The sequence below is a fragment of the Flavobacterium sp. genome (assembly GCF_041392005.1).
Taxonomy (GTDB): domain Bacteria; phylum Bacteroidota; class Bacteroidia; order Flavobacteriales; family Flavobacteriaceae; genus Flavobacterium.
The window spans coordinates 1-16,994 of the sequence record NZ_JAWKMX010000028.1 but is presented as its reverse complement, the minus strand read 5'-3'; the positions used below and the strand labels follow the sequence as shown (position 1 = coordinate 16,994).

17 protein-coding genes are annotated in these 16,994 nt (G+C 31.0%); 5 read left to right on the top strand and 12 right to left on the bottom strand.

Annotated elements, in window-relative coordinates; all coding sequences use genetic code 11:
• From R2808_RS10390 to R2808_RS10375, 4 genes are all read left to right on the top strand, one after another.
• On the top strand, positions 1-1,933 hold a 1,933-nt coding region (locus R2808_RS10390; protein ID WP_371270937.1), incomplete at its 5' end, for a TonB-dependent receptor plug domain-containing protein.
• Between the two features lie 42 nt (positions 1,934-1,975).
• Positions 1,976-3,157, top strand: a complete 1,182-nt coding sequence (locus R2808_RS10385; RefSeq protein WP_371270936.1) for a hypothetical protein — start codon at positions 1,976-1,978, stop codon at positions 3,155-3,157.
• An 84-nt stretch (positions 3,158-3,241) separates the two neighbouring features.
• Complete coding sequence (locus tag R2808_RS10380; RefSeq protein ID WP_371270935.1) at positions 3,242-3,595, top strand: T9SS type A sorting domain-containing protein; 354 nt, start codon at positions 3,242-3,244, stop codon at positions 3,593-3,595.
• A 96-nt stretch (positions 3,596-3,691) separates the two neighbouring features.
• Positions 3,692-4,600 (top strand): T9SS type A sorting domain-containing protein, encoded by a 909-nt coding sequence (locus R2808_RS10375; RefSeq protein WP_371270934.1) that lies wholly within the window; start codon positions 3,692-3,694, stop codon positions 4,598-4,600.
• Positions 4,601-4,895: 295 nt separating this feature from the next.
• Here R2808_RS10375 and tsf read toward each other — a convergent pair whose 3' ends face one another.
• The 4 genes from tsf to rplM form a co-directional block, all read right to left on the bottom strand.
• On the bottom strand, positions 4,896-5,720 hold the full coding sequence (gene tsf, locus R2808_RS10370) for a translation elongation factor Ts (protein ID WP_371270933.1): 825 nt from the start codon (positions 5,718-5,720) through the stop codon (positions 4,896-4,898).
• A gap of 109 nt (positions 5,721-5,829) precedes the next feature.
• Positions 5,830-6,600, bottom strand: coding sequence for a 30S ribosomal protein S2 (rpsB, locus tag R2808_RS10365; RefSeq protein WP_371270932.1), 771 nt, complete (start codon positions 6,598-6,600; stop codon positions 5,830-5,832).
• 218 nt (positions 6,601-6,818) lie between these two features.
• A complete protein-coding gene (gene rpsI / locus R2808_RS10360; RefSeq protein WP_371270930.1) occupies positions 6,819-7,205 on the bottom strand; it encodes a 30S ribosomal protein S9 in 387 nt (128 codons plus the stop codon).
• Entirely contained in the window at positions 7,205-7,660 is a 456-nt protein-coding gene (rplM, locus tag R2808_RS10355) for a 50S ribosomal protein L13 (RefSeq protein WP_371270928.1), read from the bottom strand. The genes rpsI and rplM overlap by 1 nt, the downstream gene beginning before the upstream one ends.
• A gap of 143 nt (positions 7,661-7,803) precedes the next feature.
• On the opposite strand from rplM, the gene R2808_RS10350 reads away from it, so the two are divergent.
• Positions 7,804-8,829, top strand: a complete 1,026-nt coding sequence (locus R2808_RS10350; protein WP_371270927.1) for a LacI family DNA-binding transcriptional regulator — start codon at positions 7,804-7,806, stop codon at positions 8,827-8,829.
• 20 nt (positions 8,830-8,849) lie between these two features.
• Here the strand turns inward: R2808_RS10350 and R2808_RS10345 are convergent, their stop codons facing one another.
• The 8 genes from R2808_RS10345 to R2808_RS10310 all read right to left on the bottom strand — a co-directional run.
• Positions 8,850-10,163, bottom strand: a complete 1,314-nt coding sequence (locus R2808_RS10345; protein WP_371270926.1) for a serine hydrolase domain-containing protein — start codon at positions 10,161-10,163, stop codon at positions 8,850-8,852.
• 3 nt (positions 10,164-10,166) lie between these two features.
• Positions 10,167-10,808 carry an SdpI family protein gene (locus R2808_RS10340; protein WP_371270925.1) on the bottom strand — a complete coding sequence of 214 codons (642 nt, stop codon included), beginning with the start codon at positions 10,806-10,808 and terminating at the stop codon, positions 10,167-10,169.
• Between the two features lie 4 nt (positions 10,809-10,812).
• Positions 10,813-11,067 carry an autorepressor SdpR family transcription factor gene (locus R2808_RS10335; protein WP_371270924.1) on the bottom strand — a complete coding sequence of 85 codons (255 nt, stop codon included), beginning with the start codon at positions 11,065-11,067 and terminating at the stop codon, positions 10,813-10,815.
• Positions 11,068-11,117: 50 nt separating this feature from the next.
• Positions 11,118-11,774, bottom strand: a complete 657-nt coding sequence (locus R2808_RS10330) for a methyltransferase (protein ID WP_371270923.1) — start codon at positions 11,772-11,774, stop codon at positions 11,118-11,120.
• Between the two features lie 86 nt (positions 11,775-11,860).
• On the bottom strand, positions 11,861-13,378 hold the full coding sequence (locus tag R2808_RS10325) for a radical SAM protein (protein ID WP_371270922.1): 1,518 nt from the start codon (positions 13,376-13,378) through the stop codon (positions 11,861-11,863).
• On the bottom strand, positions 13,378-14,844 hold the full coding sequence (locus R2808_RS10320; RefSeq protein ID WP_371270921.1) for an aryl-sulfate sulfotransferase: 1,467 nt from the start codon (positions 14,842-14,844) through the stop codon (positions 13,378-13,380). The genes R2808_RS10325 and R2808_RS10320 overlap by 1 nt, the downstream gene beginning before the upstream one ends.
• 208 nt (positions 14,845-15,052) lie before the next feature.
• On the bottom strand, positions 15,053-16,435 hold the full coding sequence (locus R2808_RS10315) for a radical SAM protein (RefSeq protein ID WP_371270920.1): 1,383 nt from the start codon (positions 16,433-16,435) through the stop codon (positions 15,053-15,055).
• The coding region (locus R2808_RS10310) for a class I SAM-dependent methyltransferase (RefSeq protein ID WP_371270919.1) at positions 16,432-16,994 on the bottom strand (563 nt) is incomplete at its 5' end. The genes R2808_RS10315 and R2808_RS10310, both read right to left, overlap by 4 nt.

Below are 16,994 nucleotides of genomic sequence, written 5' to 3'. Positions count from 1 at the left end.
AAATTTAAACAGTTTAAATTTTGATACTTCGTTTAAGCCGTTGGTTCAAAATAATACTTTAAATACAAACTTCTCAGTTTCGGGTGGCGGTAAATTTTATATGGGCGAAAACGAAGAGCAATCGGTATCGCTTTTTGCGGTAGTTACTTCTAGTAGTGAGTTTTTATATAAAGAGGGTAAAGTGGCTTCGGTAAATTCTGAAGGTGGAAAAGGTGTAGATATGGATTTTATGTCTTCAGAATATAAAGCTTCGCAAACCTTTTTAGGAAATGCAAAATATCGTTTTGGTTCTGGAAAAAGTATAGCCTATAACACCGTACTTGTGCACGATAACGCACAAACCGTAGGCGATTACAATGGTTATACAACAAATGTAAACGATAACGACGAGGCGACTAACTCTTTTATAAGAAGACAACAAGTAAACAACAATAATTTATGGGTTAATCAATTACTTTTCGATTATAAATTTTCAGAAAAAATAAACGTTAATGCTAGCGCAGGTTATAATGTTATAAGAGGCTCAGAACCCGATAGAAAAACAAATTCGTACGATTACCGAAACGGACAATATTATGTAGGAACAAATTCATCGGCATTAAACCATCGTTTCTTTTCAATATTAGATGAAGATGATGTAGTGGGTAAATTAGAAGGAAGTTATGTTTTTAACCCAGAAAGCGAATTGCAAAAAACACTTATTGTAGGAGCTAATTTTAGAAATACACAAAGAACTTTTCAATCGATTCAGTTTAACTACGATTTTCCTAGTAATAATGTAGCGGTAGATATTGATAATCCTGAGGCTGTTTTTAACCAAGAAAATTTAAACAACAATATTTTTTATTTAGAAACAGGTAGAGGTTACGATCCATCAACTGCATTTAATCCCTATTATTACATAGCCGATCGTACCATTGTAGGCGGTTATACACAGTTTACGTATCCGGTTTCAGAAAAATTAATTTTTCAAGCGGGTTTACGATTCGAAAATATTGAACAACTAATTAATTGGGATACTAACATTTCGAGTAGCGTAAATAATTTAACCACAGATCCAGCTAAAATTGACAAAACATATTTGTTGCCAAGTGTAAACGCTAAATATTCTATAAACGACGATAAAGCATTGCGTTTTGCTGCAAGCCAAACATATACTTTGCCACAATTTAAAGAAAACGCAGCATTTTTATATGAAGATGTTAACTTTTCAGAATTTGGAAATCCATATTTAATTCCTTCAACAAATTATAATGTAGATGTAAAATACGATTGGTTTTTCTCGAAAACAGAATTAATCTCGTTAGGTGGCTTCTATAAATATATTCAAGATCCAATTAACAGAATTCGAGTAGCCTCGGCAGCTAATGAATTGTCGTATGTAAATTCGGAAAGTGCTTTTGTAACAGGAGCCGAGCTAGAAGCTAGAAAAACACTTTATAGTTTTGCAACCGAAGAGAGTGAAAATGCTAACGATTTATCATTTGGTTTAAATATGTCATATTTATATTCGGAACAAAAAAATAGCGATACCGACAGCGATAATATAACGGTTTTATTTACAAACGAAAAAAGTAAGCTTCAAGGTGCAACACCTCTATTAATTAACTCAGACATTAGCTACAATTTTAAAAGCGAAAAAAACGCACTAACTTCTACTTTAGTATTTAATTATTTCTACGATAAAGTATATTCAATAGGAACTTCTGAAAATGAAAATATTATTGAAAAGAGTGTTCCCACATTAGATTTTGTGAACAAATTCGAGTTTGTTAAAAACAAATTAACCTTAAATCTAGCTCTAAAAAACCTATTAAACCCTAAATACAGACTAACACAAGACACTACAAAAGATGGCGTTACTACAGCATCTGTTGTACAAAGCTATAAAAAAGGTATGTTTATCAGTTTTGGTCTTAATTGGAACTTATAAAAAAAACAACTATTTATTTTCTAACTATTAAATATTTAAATTATGAACGCAATCAAAAAAATTGTAATGCTTTCAATTGCTACAGCATCATTTGTAGCATGTAGTAGCGACGACATTTCTAAATCACCATCACCAAGTGGTGGAGATGGCGTAATTACATCATTAACCGATCCAGATTTTAATGCTTCTGCTTTAAAAGGAAATATTGAAGGGAATATTACGCTAGTAGCAGGAACGTACATTTTAGATGGTGCTTTAGTGGTAAAAAATGGTTACACCTTAACTATTGAACCTGGTGCTATTATTAAAGCAAGACCAGGTGGAACCGATGTTTATGTAGCAGTAGAACAAGGTGCTAAAATTGATGCTGAAGGAACAGCTACAAATCCTATTTTATTTACTTCAAATTCTGGAAACCCAAGATCGGGCGATTGGGGTGGTGTTTTACTTATGGGTTATGCACCTATAAGTGGCGGTGGAACTGCTATTACCGAGGTGGTAGATTATGTTTATGGTGGTACAAACAATGCCGATAATTCGGGTATTCTTTCGTATGTAATTATAGAATATACAGGCGCTAGAATTAATGGCGAAAAAGAATTTAACGGACTTACTCTTTATGGCGTAGGTAATGCAACTACCATTAATAACATTGCTTCTCTGTATGGCGATGACGATGCCATTGAGTTTTTTGGTGGAACAGTAAATGTAACCAATTTATTAGTAGTAAACGCTAAAGACGATATGATTGATTGGACACAAGGTTATATGGGTACAATAGATAATGCTTATGCAATAAGAGAAGAAGGTTTTAACGATGTAACCTCAGACCCAAGAGGTATAGAAGCCGACGGAAATTTAGACGGTAATGCACCTACACAATCAGGACAATCGAATGCTACTGTAACTAATTTAACTATTGTTTCAAATTCAATTGTAGAGTTAAGCGATATTATTAAAATTAGAAGAGGAAGTGGTGCAATAATAACCAATGCTTTTGTATCGTTAGGTAATAATGCTCCTGCTCCTGCCGATTTTGTAGATTGTACCGATACCAAAGGCGATGCTGCAACAGGTACTACCATTACTATTGCGGGTACAGGTGTAAATTTAGATGTAAACGACAATAAAGTAGGTGTAAATAATGCAACTATTAATGCTGCTTCTGCAACAACAGGTGGCGCAAATATTACGGTGTTAGCTTGGACAGGCTATAGCTTCTAAAAAGGACAAGCCTATAAAATTCTTGTTAAAAATCCACTTTATAAGTGGATTTTTTTGTTTGGCACTACTTTTGTATTTAAAAAAATGTATCTTTACCATAAGTTAAGAGCCACTATGCAACAAAAATACTTTTATATATTATTTTTTATTCTCTTTTTATCGTTTAGTGTACAAGCACAAGACGGTAAAAAGCAAGAACAATCTTCTATTGAAGGGCTAACCATTTATCCTAACCCTGTAAATACGGGTAAAATTTATATTAATTCCAAATCAAATACCGAAAAAAAAGTTGAAATTTTCGACGTTTTAGGTAAAAAAGTTTTAGAAGCTACAACGCTTAACAAAGAAATTAATATAGGCGCATTAAACACAGGGGTTTATATTGTAAAAATTAGAGAAAACGAAGTTTCGGTTTCTAGAAAACTTATTGTTAATTAAGCAATTTACCAAAGGCTTAACAATTTTTTTACAGTAAAAACATAACGAATTTCAATAATTCTTGTTACTTTTGTATAGAAATTTAAAATGAAAAAAATGAAAAAACTTTACTTTTTAACATTATTAGCAACAGCATTTACTTTTGGTCAAAGTGTTGTTATTACAACAGTTATTGATGGAACTTTACCCTCAGACGGTTGTGCAGGATCAAGTGGTTCTTCTAATCCTAAATTAGTAGAACTGTATGTAAGCGGAACAGTTGATTTAACAAATTATAGATTGCAAACAGAATCTAATGGAGCTGCAGATGCTGCTTCAATTTCTTGGAATACAGGTTGCGATTTAACGGCTTTAGGTACAGTAACCGATTCTTTTATTTATTTAGTAGGTGCAGGAGAAACAACTTTTACTGAAATGTATCCTTCTGCTACTCCAGCTGCAGGTTTAACAAGTCTTCCTAATGGAAATGGAAACGACGCATATAGAGTAGCTCTTTACGATGCTCCAGGAACTGCAGGTAATTTAGTTTCTGTAATGGATCAATTTGGAGACCCACTAGATTTACCAGTTAATGATTATTCAGCCGCTTGGTGCTATCAAGATAGTTATGCTAAGAGAAACAACGGAGTTGTTGCTAATGGTGGTACTTTTGATAGCAGTACATTTACTTATGGAGGAAATGCTGCTTTTGCAAGCCCTAATAATACTTGTGCTTTCATTACTGCTGCGGTTCCAGTAGGTACATTTACATTAACTACAAAAGCTTTTAACGGTATTAATGGTTTAACATTATATCCAAACCCTGTAAGTGGAAACGTTTTAAACATAACATCTTCTAATAACGGTGCTATGAGTGTTCAAATATTTGACGTTTTAGGAAAAAGAGTTGCTAATACAAGCGTAATTAACAATCAAATAAATATTTCTGGTTTAAACAGCGGTGTTTACATTGTAAAAATTACAGAAGAAGGCAAAACAGCTACACGTAAATTAGTAGTAAAATAATACTTTAATTAGTATATAAATAAACTAAAGGTCTAACATTATTTGTTAGGCCTTTTTTTATTAGCTAAAAACCGTAAAATTTTGTTTTACTATTGCTTTATTAGTATGCTTATTTCAATAAAATTATATTACATTTAAATTTATTTTCGATTGAAAAAACATATTAAAACAATATTTTTTTAATTGTTTTAGGTGCTTAATTTTAAATTATTCTAATTCGTTACTAAGAATGTTTATAGCATAAAAAAAACTCGCCATTTAGCGAGTTTTTAGTTTATATAGATAAGAAAATTACTTATCCTAAAGCAACTCTTTTAAAACCAGTTACAGTTAAACCACCGTCAACTGATTTTACATAAGCAGCAACACTCATTGAACCATCTTTAATATAATCTTGGTTTACTAATGTGTTGTCTTTGTAAAAACGTTGAATTTTACCTTTAGCAATATTATCTAACATAGCTTCTGGTTTACCTTCTGCACGTAATTGATCTTTAGCAATTTCAATTTCTTTTTCAATAATAGCAGCATCAACTCCTTCTTCGTTTAGCGCAATTGGGTTCATAGCTGCAGCTTGCATAGCTACATTTTTTGCAGCTTCTTCTGCGCCATCAACATTAGCAGATAAGGCTACTAAAGTAGCAATTTTATTACCCGCGTGAATGTAAGAACCAATAAAAGCGCCTTCAAGTTTTTCGAAAGAACCAATTTCTATTTTTTCACCAATTACACCAGTTTGCTCAATTAATTTTTCAGCAACTGTAATACCACCAAAATCTGAAGCTAAGAAGCTATCTTTATCGGCATAGTTTAAAGCTTGGTTAGCAAAATCGGTAGCTAATTTTACGAAACCTTCGTTTTTACCTACGAAGTCGGTTTCGCAGTTTAAAGTAATTACTACACCGGCTGTTTTGTCTGCGTTTACTACAGCAATAGCAGCACCTTCGGTAGATTCTCTATCTGAACGATTAGCAGCAACTTTTTGTCCTTTTTTTCTAAGAATTTCAATTGCTTTATCAAAATCACCATCGGCTTCTACTAGGGCTTTTTTACAGTCCATCATACCAGCGCCAGTAGTTTGTCTTAATTTATTTACGTCTGCAGCAGTTATATTTGCCATAATTTTATTTTTTTTAAAAGTAAAAATTCCAGAAGACAAATTCCAAATTCCATAATTAAGCTATTGTTAAATAGTAGGAGTTTGGAATTTACTTTTGGAATTACAATAATTAATTTTCAGGTGTAGCTTCTTCTTTTTTAGATTTTGCTACTTCTTTAGTTTCTTCGTCTTTAGCATCATCTTTATCTGCTTTACGGTCTTGTAAACCTTCAACAATTGCATTTGATACTAATGATAAAATTTTATCAATCGATTTAGAAGCATCATCATTTGCAGGTATCACAAAATCAATAGGACGTGGGTCCGAGTTTGTATCTACCATTGCAAAAACTGGAATGTTTAATTTTTGAGCTTCTTTTATTGCGATATGTTCTGCTTTCACATCAACTACAAATAAAGCCGCAGGAAGACGTGTCATGTCTGCAATTGAACCTAAGTTTTTTTCTAACTTAGCTCGTAAACGGTCAACTTGTAAACGTTCTTTCTTAGAAAGGGTGTTAAATGTTCCGTCTTTCTTCATTCGGTCAATCGAAGCCATTTTCTTAACAGCTTTACGAATCGTAACGAAGTTTGTTAACATACCACCAGGCCATCTTTCTGTGATGTAAGGCATGTTACATGCAGCTGCTTTTTCGGCAACTATGTCTTTAGCTTGTTTTTTTGTAGCTACAAAAAGTATTTTTCTACCCGAAGCGGCAATTTTCTTTAATGCTTCGTTAGCTTCTTCTATTTTAGCTACAGTTTTGTATAAGTTGATAATGTGGATTCCATTACGTTCCATATAAATATATGGTGCCATATTTGGATCCCACTTGCGAGTCATGTGTCCGAAATGAACGCCAGCCTCTAATAAGTCTTTAACTTCTATGTTATTTGCCATTTTGTAATAGTTTACGTTCCGTTGATTAGCAATGTGTTTTTAGGTTATGGGTTAATGGTTATGGGTTAATGGTTCCTTTTGAACTTCTAACTTCTAACTTTTAACTTCTAACTTTTTACAACCCATTTAGATGCTAAACTAATTTCTCTTCATTAGAAAGAAATAACGACAACTTTGTTTTTAAATTTAATAATAAAAAATGAACGATTTTGGTAAAATTAACGTTTCGAGAATTGGAATTTCTTACGTGCTTTTTTCTGACCAAATTTCTTACGTTCTACCATACGAGGATCTCTTGTTAACAATCCTTCTGGTTTTAAAACTAATCTGTTTTCTGCATCTACTTCACACATTGCTCTAGCAATAGCCATACGTACAGCTTCTGCTTGACCAGTTGAACCGCCACCATACACATTAATTTTAACGTCAAAGTTTTCTGCATTTTCAGTCATTGCTAAAGGTTGCATAACTTTGTACTGTAATGTTGGTGTAGGGAAGTAGTTTGCGAATTCTCTTTTGTTTACAGTGATTTTTCCTGTACCTTCAGTTAGATAAACACGTGCAACAGCACATTTTCTTCTACCGATTTTGTGAATAACTCCCATTACTTAATTTCGTTTACGTTTACAGTTTTAGGTTTTTGAGCTTCGTGTTTGTGCTCTGAACCTACATATACATTCAAATTACGGAATAATGCCGCACCTAATTTGTTTTTAGGCAACATTCCTTTTACAGCTTTTTCCACTAAAACAGCAGGATTTTTTTGCTGTTGCTCTTTAGCGGTTAAAGTTCTTTGTCCTCCTGGGTAACCTGTATGACGCATATAAATTTTGTCGTCTAGCTTGTTACCAGTAAGGTTGATTTTTTCTGCGTTAATAACAATTACGTTATCTCCACAATCAACATGCGGCGTGTAATTTGGTTTGTTTTTACCTCTTAAAAGTACTGCAACTTTTGAAGCAAAGCGACCCAAATTCTGACCTTCAGCATCTACAACAATCCACTGTTTATCTACAGTAGCCTTGTTTGCCGATACCGTTTTGTAGCTTAATGTGTTCACAATAATTAATTTAAATTAAACATTCCATTCCCAATTAAGGGAGTGCAAAAGTACAATTATTTATTGATTTTGCAAATTGCTTGTAATTAATTATTTTATATGTAGTATATTTGATGCTTAAAACGGTGTTATAATTATAAAAGATGAAAGCAAAAGTTACGTTAAAAGATATTGCTAAAGAGTTAAATGTTTCGGTTTCTACGGTTTCAAAAGCATTAAGCGATAGCCCCGAAATAGGTGAAGCTACTAAAAAAAGAGTTTTAGAATTTGCAGCACTTAATAATTATAAACCCAATACTTTAGCACGTAATTTAAAAAATCAACGGACCAATACCATAGGTGTATTAATACCAAATATTTTAAATCCGTTTTTTGCAAAAGTTTTTAGTGGAATTGAGCAGGAAGCTATAAAACAAGGATTTAATGTTTTAGCGGTTATTTCTAATGAGTCGTTGCAAAAAGAAAAGCAAATGATGGAAATGTTAAATAATGGTTTAATAGATGGTTTTATTATTGCAATAGCTGAGGAAACTCAAAAAGAACAAGATTTTTCTCATTTTAAAACAATTCTTTCTAGTGGTACACCAATTGTTATGTTTGATAGGGTAGCAGAAAGTTTAAATTGTGATAAAGTTGTAGTTGATGATTTTGATTCGGCATTTAATGCCACTAATTATTTGCTTACTAATGGTGCCAAACGAATAGCCTGTTTGTCTATGATTGACAATTTAAGCGTAGGAAAACTGAGAAAAGAAGGTTATCAAAAAGCCTTACAAAACGCAAAAATACCATTGGAAGATAATTTAATTATTATAGACGAAGATATAAATTCTTTTAATGAAAAAGTAATGGCTTTACTTAAAACAAAAGCAACTGATGCCATTTTTGCCATTGATGAACACGCTGCTACTATTGCAATGAAGTATGCTGTGCAAATAGGTTACAAAATACCTCAAGATTTAATGATTATTGGTTTTGCAGATGGCTTATGGTCGCGCAGGTTAACGCCAAGTTTATCTACAGTAAGTCAGCACGCGCCAGAAATAGGTTTAAAAGCAACACAATTATTGTTAAATCAAATAAAAGATAACAATGCCGAGTTTTACAAACCGCAAACAGTAGTTATTAAAACAGAATTGCGTCATCGCGATTCTACTAAAAGAATATAATGGTGTTTTATGCCATTATTTTAAGGGTTTTCTTTAGTAAAGTTAAATTTCATTCCGCTTTGTTTTAGCACTAAACCATTTTCTATAAAAGTAATTTCAATTCTTGCTGGTAAAAAAACAAATGTTTTTTCATTTTGCATGGTTAGGGCAAAAGCACTTTGCCCAGTAGCTTGTGCTTGTAGCTCGCCGTTGTTTTCAAAAATAGTTAATTGTAATGGAAGTTCTTTTGAACTATAAGTGCCAATATAGGTTTTTATTAATTCGGGGCTAATTTTTTCGAAGTTTGGAAACGGAAACGGCATTTTATAATACATACTTAAAACAGCTATCATAATATCATTTCTATTATAATTATCGCCATTAACAATTAGAGAAATGCTTAATTTTTCGTTTACATTGTAGCCTACAACCGAACGAAAGTTTTCAATTCCGCCGGTGTGTGTGTAAAATTTTCTATCGCCAAAAGGTGCAACTAAAAGACCAGCACCGTAACCATTTTTTATGGTTGTCATTACTTCTAACGATTTTTTAGTGATTAAATTTCCGTTAAATAACTCATACATAAATTTAGTTAAATCGGCAGGCGTGGCAATAATAGCGCCAGCAGCAAAAGCAATTTCATTTTTCCATTCTTCGGTTTTTATCCATTTATCATCTAAAAACAAATACGAATAACTTTCATTTTCGGCAGTATTAATTTCGTTTGTAGTGTAGTAAGTGTTTGCTAAATTTATTTTTTTACAAATGCGTTCCTGAAGATTTTCGGCAAATGATTTTCCAGTTATTTTTTCGATTATTCCGCCTAATAAATAATAGTTGGAATTACTATATTCAAATTGTGTTCCTACACCAAAGCGCAGTTCGTAGTTTTCAATTTTTTTATAGATGGTTTCTTTTAAATTTTCAGATTGTAATTCTGCAGTAGTTAAACTATCATGATTTATATAATCGGGAATACCTGTGCGTTGATACAGTAAATCGGAAATTGCAATACTATCGGCTTTTGCTACTTTTGGGAAAAAACGTTTAAGTTTGGTGTCTAATCTTAATTTGCGTTCTTCAACTAATTGTAAAATCATAACAGCTGTAAAAGTTTTGCTTATGGAACCAATTTTATATTTTGTTAATCGGTCGGCGGTTATATTTTTATCAACATCGGCGTAGCCATAAGCATTGTTAAAAACTACATTTTCGCCTTCGCGAATGCAAAGACTACCCATAAACTTATTGTTTTGGTACAAATAGTTAAGGTAGCTATCTATTTTTTCAAACTTATCTTGTGCTACAATGGAAGTGGTAACTACAAATGCTAGAAGTAAAAAGAGTTTTTTCATAATTTACGCGTTTAATTTTTTAAATTCAATATACGAATATACAATTGGTACAAGTGTTATAACGGCGGTTATGCTAAAAAAGATATAAAGTGATAATGGATTTTTAATACATAAACAAGAAATAGCCATTAATAGTCCGCCTGCAAACCATAATTTTCCACCTAAAAGATGTGTTTTTTTCCAAACTTCTTCATTTTCTAATGTCCAAGGTGTGCGAATTCCTATAAAATAATTGGGTTGAATGGTTTTGAAATAATTACCTAAAACAGCAAACAAAAAACCAATTAAAACAAAAACAAAAGTAGGTTTCGAAGCTGTTTGTTGCGTGCTGTAAATAATAAAAATTGCCAATACCGACATAAATAGTGAAAACAAAAACCGAAGTTGATTGAGTTTGTTTACCATTTTGTTGAGTTTTCCTTTTGGGTCTAGTTTTGGTAAAAAAGCAAAAATGACATAAGGCACAAAAATGAGCAATACTATAGGAATAAGCATTTCGGTTTTGCTTCCCCAACGGTCTATTTCCCCAGCGCCATTCCAGTGTAGTGGTACTTTTTCGGGTAAATTATTCCAAATGTATGCCAAATAGATAAAGGGCAACAGCATAATGAGGATAAATGGAAGTTCTTTTCTTAATGTTTTCATAGTTTTATTTTTTTAAAGTGAGCAACCATTTTAAAATATCGTCAACAATAGTGGTATTAATAGAATAAATTACAAACTGCCCTTGCTTGTCGCTAGTAACCAAGTCGGCTTGTTTTAATAAATCGAGATGGTGTGAAATACTAGGTTTCGATATTTTAAAATGATCCGCTATTTCGCCAGCAGATAAATCGCCTTTGCGCAAGAGTTCAAGAATATCGCGTCGGGTTTCATCGTTAAGTGCTTTAAAAACAGTATTCAATTTCGATTATATATTTAGACAAATATCTAAATAATAGTTGGATAAAAAAATTATTTCATTACAATTTTAAAAATATAATTGGCTTCAAAATTGTTTTTAATTGTTTGAATATTAGAAAGGTAAAAATTATTTCTATTCGAAATGGATTTGATTTTTTCGATATTACAATCTTCTGATAATATCATAAATACGTTTTTGCACTCAACATCTTGTAATTGAGAAAATAATTTTTCAAAATACTCAAAATGTTCTCCACAAAACCACGCATTTTCTTTTATATTTTTTGGTTTTTTAGGATAATAAGGTGGATTTATGATGATGTAATCGAAAGTTGAATTTGGAATGGATTCGAATAAATCAGAAAAAATAATTGTTACTAAAAGATTATTTTTTGCTGCATTTTTATCTAAATAATTAAGTGCTGTTCGATTGATATCTGTTGCAGTTACAATTGCCCCTTTTTTTGAAGCCAAGAGTGAAATTATACCTGAACCACAGCCTAATTCTAAAAATGTTTTTCCTTTTAAATTTAATGGTTTAATAAAATCTAATAAAATTTTGGTACTAAAAGTTAGATGTGGTGGAAAAACATCAGGATGTACTTTTATACAAATATTTTCATAACAATATTTTCTTGGTTTTAAATAAAATAATTTTAAACCAAGTTTTAAAAATGGATGTGTTATTTTTTTTATGAAATTTCTCATTTACTCAATTTAAAAAAATTGATTTGCCATAAAACAATAAATTTGATTCTATTCATCATTTTTAATTTTAATTGTTTTATGGCGAATTATTCCGAATAAAAACCCTCTATTTCGGGTTGACGGTATTTCCAAATTTTTTGCATTAGCTTTATTTCGTAAGGAAATTTATAAAATCCTGTTTTGTATCGTATTGAAGAAGGAATTTGTAATAATTTTTTCTTCCAACCGTGTATTCTAAAATCGGAAACTGTAGGGTAATAACCATTTAAAACGGTTTCAAAATTTTTAATAGTATCAATCATATACGGTTTTAACCAAGGTGTTAATGGGTTTTTTCTTAAATCGAAATTTTCCCAACTAGGCGAAATCCAATCTTCTAATTGTGTTGGAAATGAAAATCCAGCGTCTAAAATTTGTTGGTATAACTCCGAACCTTCTGTTGGAACTGGACTAAACAAATAAATGATTATTTCAGCATTCGGATTAATTTGTTTTATTTCTTTAATAAAATTGATGTCCCATAAAATTTGGTCATACACTTCTTTTTCCGTTTTTGCTGGCATTCCTAATACAAAAGACAATTCTGGAATAATATCAGCGTTTTTCATTCGCAATACAAAATCCTTAATCATTTTTCCGGTTTGTGTGCCACCTTTATTCATTTGTTTTAAAACGGCATCATTTCCTGTTTCAGCGCCGAGAAAAATCATTTTGCAACCTGCTTTTCGCATTAATTTTAAATCCTCATCACTATATAAATTAATAGTATCGATTCGACCTTCACCCCAATACGAAATATTGTCGTTTAAAATCAATTCCGAAAATTCTAAAACTCTCTTTTTAGAAGTGAAGAAATTATTATCGTGAAATTCTATGGCATCGATATTGTACTTTTCTTTGAAATAGTTTACATCTTCATAAATTCTATTGGCAGACATTCCTTTCCATTTGGCATTATAAATAGGCACAACAGCACAAAATGAACATGAAAACGGGCAACCCATACTGGAATGATACGATAAGGTTTTGTTTCCCATAAAGGTTTTTGCCAAATAATTTTTTACAGGATAAAAGAAGTTTAAATATTCGTAAGGAAATTTTGGTAAAGTATCTTGATCTAAAAGCGCTTCAACAGCCGTTTTTATAATTTCATTATTTTCATTTTTGAAAATTAAATTTTTGATAGATGATAAATTTTCAAGACTATTGGATTCTAAAGTATTTAATAGTTCAGGAAAAGTATTGTCTCCAGGGCCATTTATTATATAATCCACATAGCCAGAATTCAAACAAACTTTGTATTGATTAGAAGCAAAATAGCCACCCCAAATGGTTGTAATTTCTGGAAATTGTTCTTTGATTTTTTTGGTAAATGGAATCGCTTGACGCAATTGTGGTCCTGGCATTACGGTAGAACCAAAATATTTGAATTCGCCCGATTTTAGATAATTTTCAATGGTTTGCCAAGGATTTTCTTCTAAATTTCCATCTACAAAAACATAGTCATATTTTCCATGAATTGACGCACCCACTTGCAAAATAGAATTGGGAATGCGATGCTTACTGTTGGCACTACGTGGATTGAAAATAACAATTTTATTCATTAGAAACTAATATTGTATTTTAATGCTCTATAGGAATACGTAAAACTATCAGGATTATTACTAAAACTAATATCTAAAACAATGTTTCCATTAGTATCAATTTCAGTAATATCTGATTTATTAGCATTAATTTGTGAGGTTATATTTCCTCCCCAGCCAATGAAATAATTACCATTATTTAATTTTTGAGCTGATCCCATAATGTCAGAATAACGCCCATTTTCTTTATATTCATAAACTAAATTGGCGGTTAAATTAGTTTCATTTAATTCATATTCTACAATTCTACTTTCTTGAGGGTTTTTAGTTACTCCATTATCAAATAATAACAAATGACCATTATCTAAAATAGTGGCATGGTGTGGATGAGAAATAATTTGATTGCTTGTTAAGTTAAAATCATCATTGTTTCCTCCGAAACGCCAAATAATGTTTCCATTTGTTCGATCTATTTTGTAAATCTGATTAGTATGTCTAGCAGAAATAACAAAATTTTGGTCATTTGGGTCTATTGCTATAGAGTTGAAATGAAAATAATCTACTTTTTCTGAGGTTGCATATTGACTGTAATAAATTGGGTCTGTAGCTCCAAGTAATTCAGGATAATCTGCAGAATTCCATTCAAAAACTACTTGATCATTAAGGATTTCTTGAATGACAATTTCTGTTAAATCTACACTTGAACTTCCACCGTAAGCAGTCATATTTACATTTTCTCGAACTAATATTCCAGGAATAATAAAATGGTTGTCGTTTAAATATATAAAATCATGGTTATCTAATGGTAAACTATTATGACCATTATGAGGAAGGATTTGTAGTTGATTAATTTCTTCAAAACGTTCATTCATAATGATTGTTTTCCCCAACTCATTTACATTATAACTAAACCTTTTTTGGTTGTCAGGTGTTAAAAAATATTTGAAATTGATTACCGCTTTGTAGGGTAGTTTTTTATAATAAACTGGAAAACCATCATTATTTAAAATCGAGATATAACTATAATTTTTAGTTCCATTTTGGGCCAACTCAAACATATTAATAAGAGTAAAGCCTTCCGAAGGATTGTTTTTTGTGATTACATTTATTTTTGGCATTTCCTCAGGTAGATAATGAATGGTATATTTTATTTCTTCATCATCAAAAGAATTATATTTAATGATGATATCTTCTCCTATATTTAATTTTATATTGGTAATATAGTTTGTAGCTTTTATATTGTTAATATAAATTGTTTTGTAAGATTCAAACCCATTAAGTTTAACCTGAATTTCATTTATTGTATTTAATGAAGTAATGTAATAGTCTTTAATTTCAGGATTAAATTCTGGATAAATTGTTCCAGTTGATACTTCAATAGAATGTAATGTAGAATTAGTAAATTCATCATCTTTTGAACAAGAAGATGTCAATGCCAAAATGATTAGAATGAATAAAATAAAAGGATTATAATTAAATTTTTTCATATTTTTTTGAAATTTAAATAAAGCCAAAACAACTTTTTTTCATTATGCTATTTAAACAAATTTACGATTTCTATTCCATAAATATAAGGATGGGAAAACATAAATAAATGCAATCAATTTATTCCAATTTTCCTAATATCATAAAACCCAATTCCTCTTCCCTCATCACTTAAAAATATAACTTCTTTATCGTTAATTAGTATGGGTTTTAATTTGTTACTTTATGAAAAAGTAAGTTAATTTTCATTAATCCATTTATTATTATTGCTTTTATTTTATACTTTATCGAATTAAATCCTTTATTTCTAGAATATTCCACTTCATTTACCACTTTACTAACGGCATATTTATAGAATTTTTTAGAATAGGTTCGTTTAAATTCAATTTCTCTATCGGTTGAGGTTTCCCAATTTAATTGATTGCTGATTTTACTTTCAACTTCATAATACAAACTCGTTCCTTTTATAGGATAAGCAACCGTAATGGTATAATGCGTTGGTTTAGCTTTTTTTAAATAGTGAATAGTTTCATTAATATCTTCAATGGTTTCTTCAGGATAACCGAGCATTATAAACGTTCCTGTTTCTATGCCAATCGCATTGGTTTTTTGAATCATTTCTTTAACCACATTCACATCAACACGTCTATCCATTAAGGCGATAATTTTTTGCGAACCACTTTCGGCTCCAATCCAAATTCTAAAACAACCGATTTCTTTTAGTAATGCCAAAATTTCATCATTCAATCGTTCAGCACGCGTAATACACTCAAAAGGAATTATCGCATCTTGTTTCAAAACTTCTTCTCTAAAAGCTAATAACCATTTGTGACTTACCGTAAAAACATCATCTACAAACCACAACGCCTCAGGATTGTAGTTTTCTTTTATCATTTTCATTTCGGCGGCCACTAAATTGGCAGGTCTTCTTCGGTAACTTTGCCCGTAAACAGCCGTGCTGCACCATTTGCAAGTATAAGGGCAACCGCGTTGTGTAGAAATCGTCATCGAACTTTTTCCGTGATTGTTTTTCCAAGTATCCAAATAACGCTGCATATTAATAGCCTCTCTATTGGGTAAAGGTAATTCGTCTAATTCTTTGAATTTTACTCTTGCTTGAGTTTGAATTACTTTATTGTTTTCCAAAAAAGCAATTCCGTTAACTTTATGAAAATTTCCATTGTTTTGAATAGTTTGGTATAATTCAAAAGTAGTTTCTTCGCCTTCGCCTATGACTAAAAAATCGGCTCCAGCTTTTAAATAATTTTCTACATTATAAGTAACATCTGGTCCGCCAAGAATAATTTTTGGGTAATTGTATTTTTCAGTTTTTAGAATTTTAATCAGTTTAACAACTTCAATTTTGGTCATTAAATTGGTATAAATACAAATAACTTTTGGTTGTTTTTCTAAAATAAAATTTAACTGTTTTTGTTGAGAAGAAAAAGTAGTGTCAAAAACGTCATTATCAATATTTTTACTTTTTAAATAAGCCGAAACATACAACAACCCTAATGGCGGATAGGGTTTCATTATCTTCTGTTCTTTTACATCATCGGATAAATAGTAAGCATGTGTAAAAAGTAAACTCATTTTTTTTCTAAAACGATTATATAATGATCGGCATATTTTGAAAGAAAAGACCAGTTTTTAATCCAATTATCTAGTTTATTCAAAATTTTAAAAACCAACGGATGCTTCTTTACAAAGGGTTCTAAGTACGATGGCGGAATAAAAAAACCAATGGGTTTATATTCGATGCACTTAAAAGTTCTTTTTGCTAAAGTTACAATATCTTTTGGATTGTAATAAAAAGTAACAATACTTTCAGTTGCAACAGTTGCTCTTACACTTTCTTTTTTTCGTCTAAAAGCTTCCGAAAATTTTCCTTTTAAGCTAAAATAGAATTGTTCCCAAAGTGTGTTTTTCGGCATGATAATCAAGCCTAATTTTGAATTTTGTTCCAAAATTATTCCAATGTTTTCAAAAAAAGATAGCAATTCTTCTTTACTCAAACAATTTAGCCCACCAAAGTTTGAAAACAAAAAATTAAACTCATTTTGCCCAAACGTTTGATGAATTTCCAAGCAGTCGAATTGCAAAAAAGTTAGGTTTTCATATTTATCTTTACTTTTTGCTTGTTCAATCATAT

What these genes read in the sequence shown, in the direction of transcription:
- R2808_RS10385 (WP_371270936.1), top strand. Translation starts at nt 1,976, where the DNA reads ATGAACGCAATCAAAAAAATTGTAATGCTTTCAATTGCTACAGCATCA.
- R2808_RS10380 (WP_371270935.1), top strand. Translation starts at nt 3,242, where the DNA reads ATGTATCTTTACCATAAGTTAAGAGCCACTATGCAACAAAAATACTTT.
- R2808_RS10375 (WP_371270934.1), top strand. Translation starts at nt 3,692, where the DNA reads ATGAAAAAACTTTACTTTTTAACATTATTAGCAACAGCATTTACTTTT.
- tsf (WP_371270933.1), bottom strand. Translation starts at nt 5,720, where the DNA reads ATGGCAAATATAACTGCTGCAGACGTAAATAAATTAAGACAAACTACT.
- rpsB (WP_371270932.1), bottom strand. Translation starts at nt 6,600, where the DNA reads ATGGCAAATAACATAGAAGTTAAAGACTTATTAGAGGCTGGCGTTCAT.
- rpsI (WP_371270930.1), bottom strand. Translation starts at nt 7,205, where the DNA reads ATGGGAGTTATTCACAAAATCGGTAGAAGAAAATGTGCTGTTGCACGT.
- R2808_RS10350 (WP_371270927.1), top strand. Translation starts at nt 7,804, where the DNA reads ATGAAAGCAAAAGTTACGTTAAAAGATATTGCTAAAGAGTTAAATGTT.
- R2808_RS10345 (WP_371270926.1), bottom strand. Translation starts at nt 10,163, where the DNA reads ATGAAAAAACTCTTTTTACTTCTAGCATTTGTAGTTACCACTTCCATT.
- R2808_RS10340 (WP_371270925.1), bottom strand. Translation starts at nt 10,808, where the DNA reads ATGAAAACATTAAGAAAAGAACTTCCATTTATCCTCATTATGCTGTTG.
- R2808_RS10330 (WP_371270923.1), bottom strand. Translation starts at nt 11,774, where the DNA reads ATGAGAAATTTCATAAAAAAAATAACACATCCATTTTTAAAACTTGGT.
- R2808_RS10325 (WP_371270922.1), bottom strand. Translation starts at nt 13,378, where the DNA reads ATGAATAAAATTGTTATTTTCAATCCACGTAGTGCCAACAGTAAGCAT.
- R2808_RS10320 (WP_371270921.1), bottom strand. Translation starts at nt 14,844, where the DNA reads ATGAAAAAATTTAATTATAATCCTTTTATTTTATTCATTCTAATCATT.
- R2808_RS10315 (WP_371270920.1), bottom strand. Translation starts at nt 16,435, where the DNA reads ATGAGTTTACTTTTTACACATGCTTACTATTTATCCGATGATGTAAAA.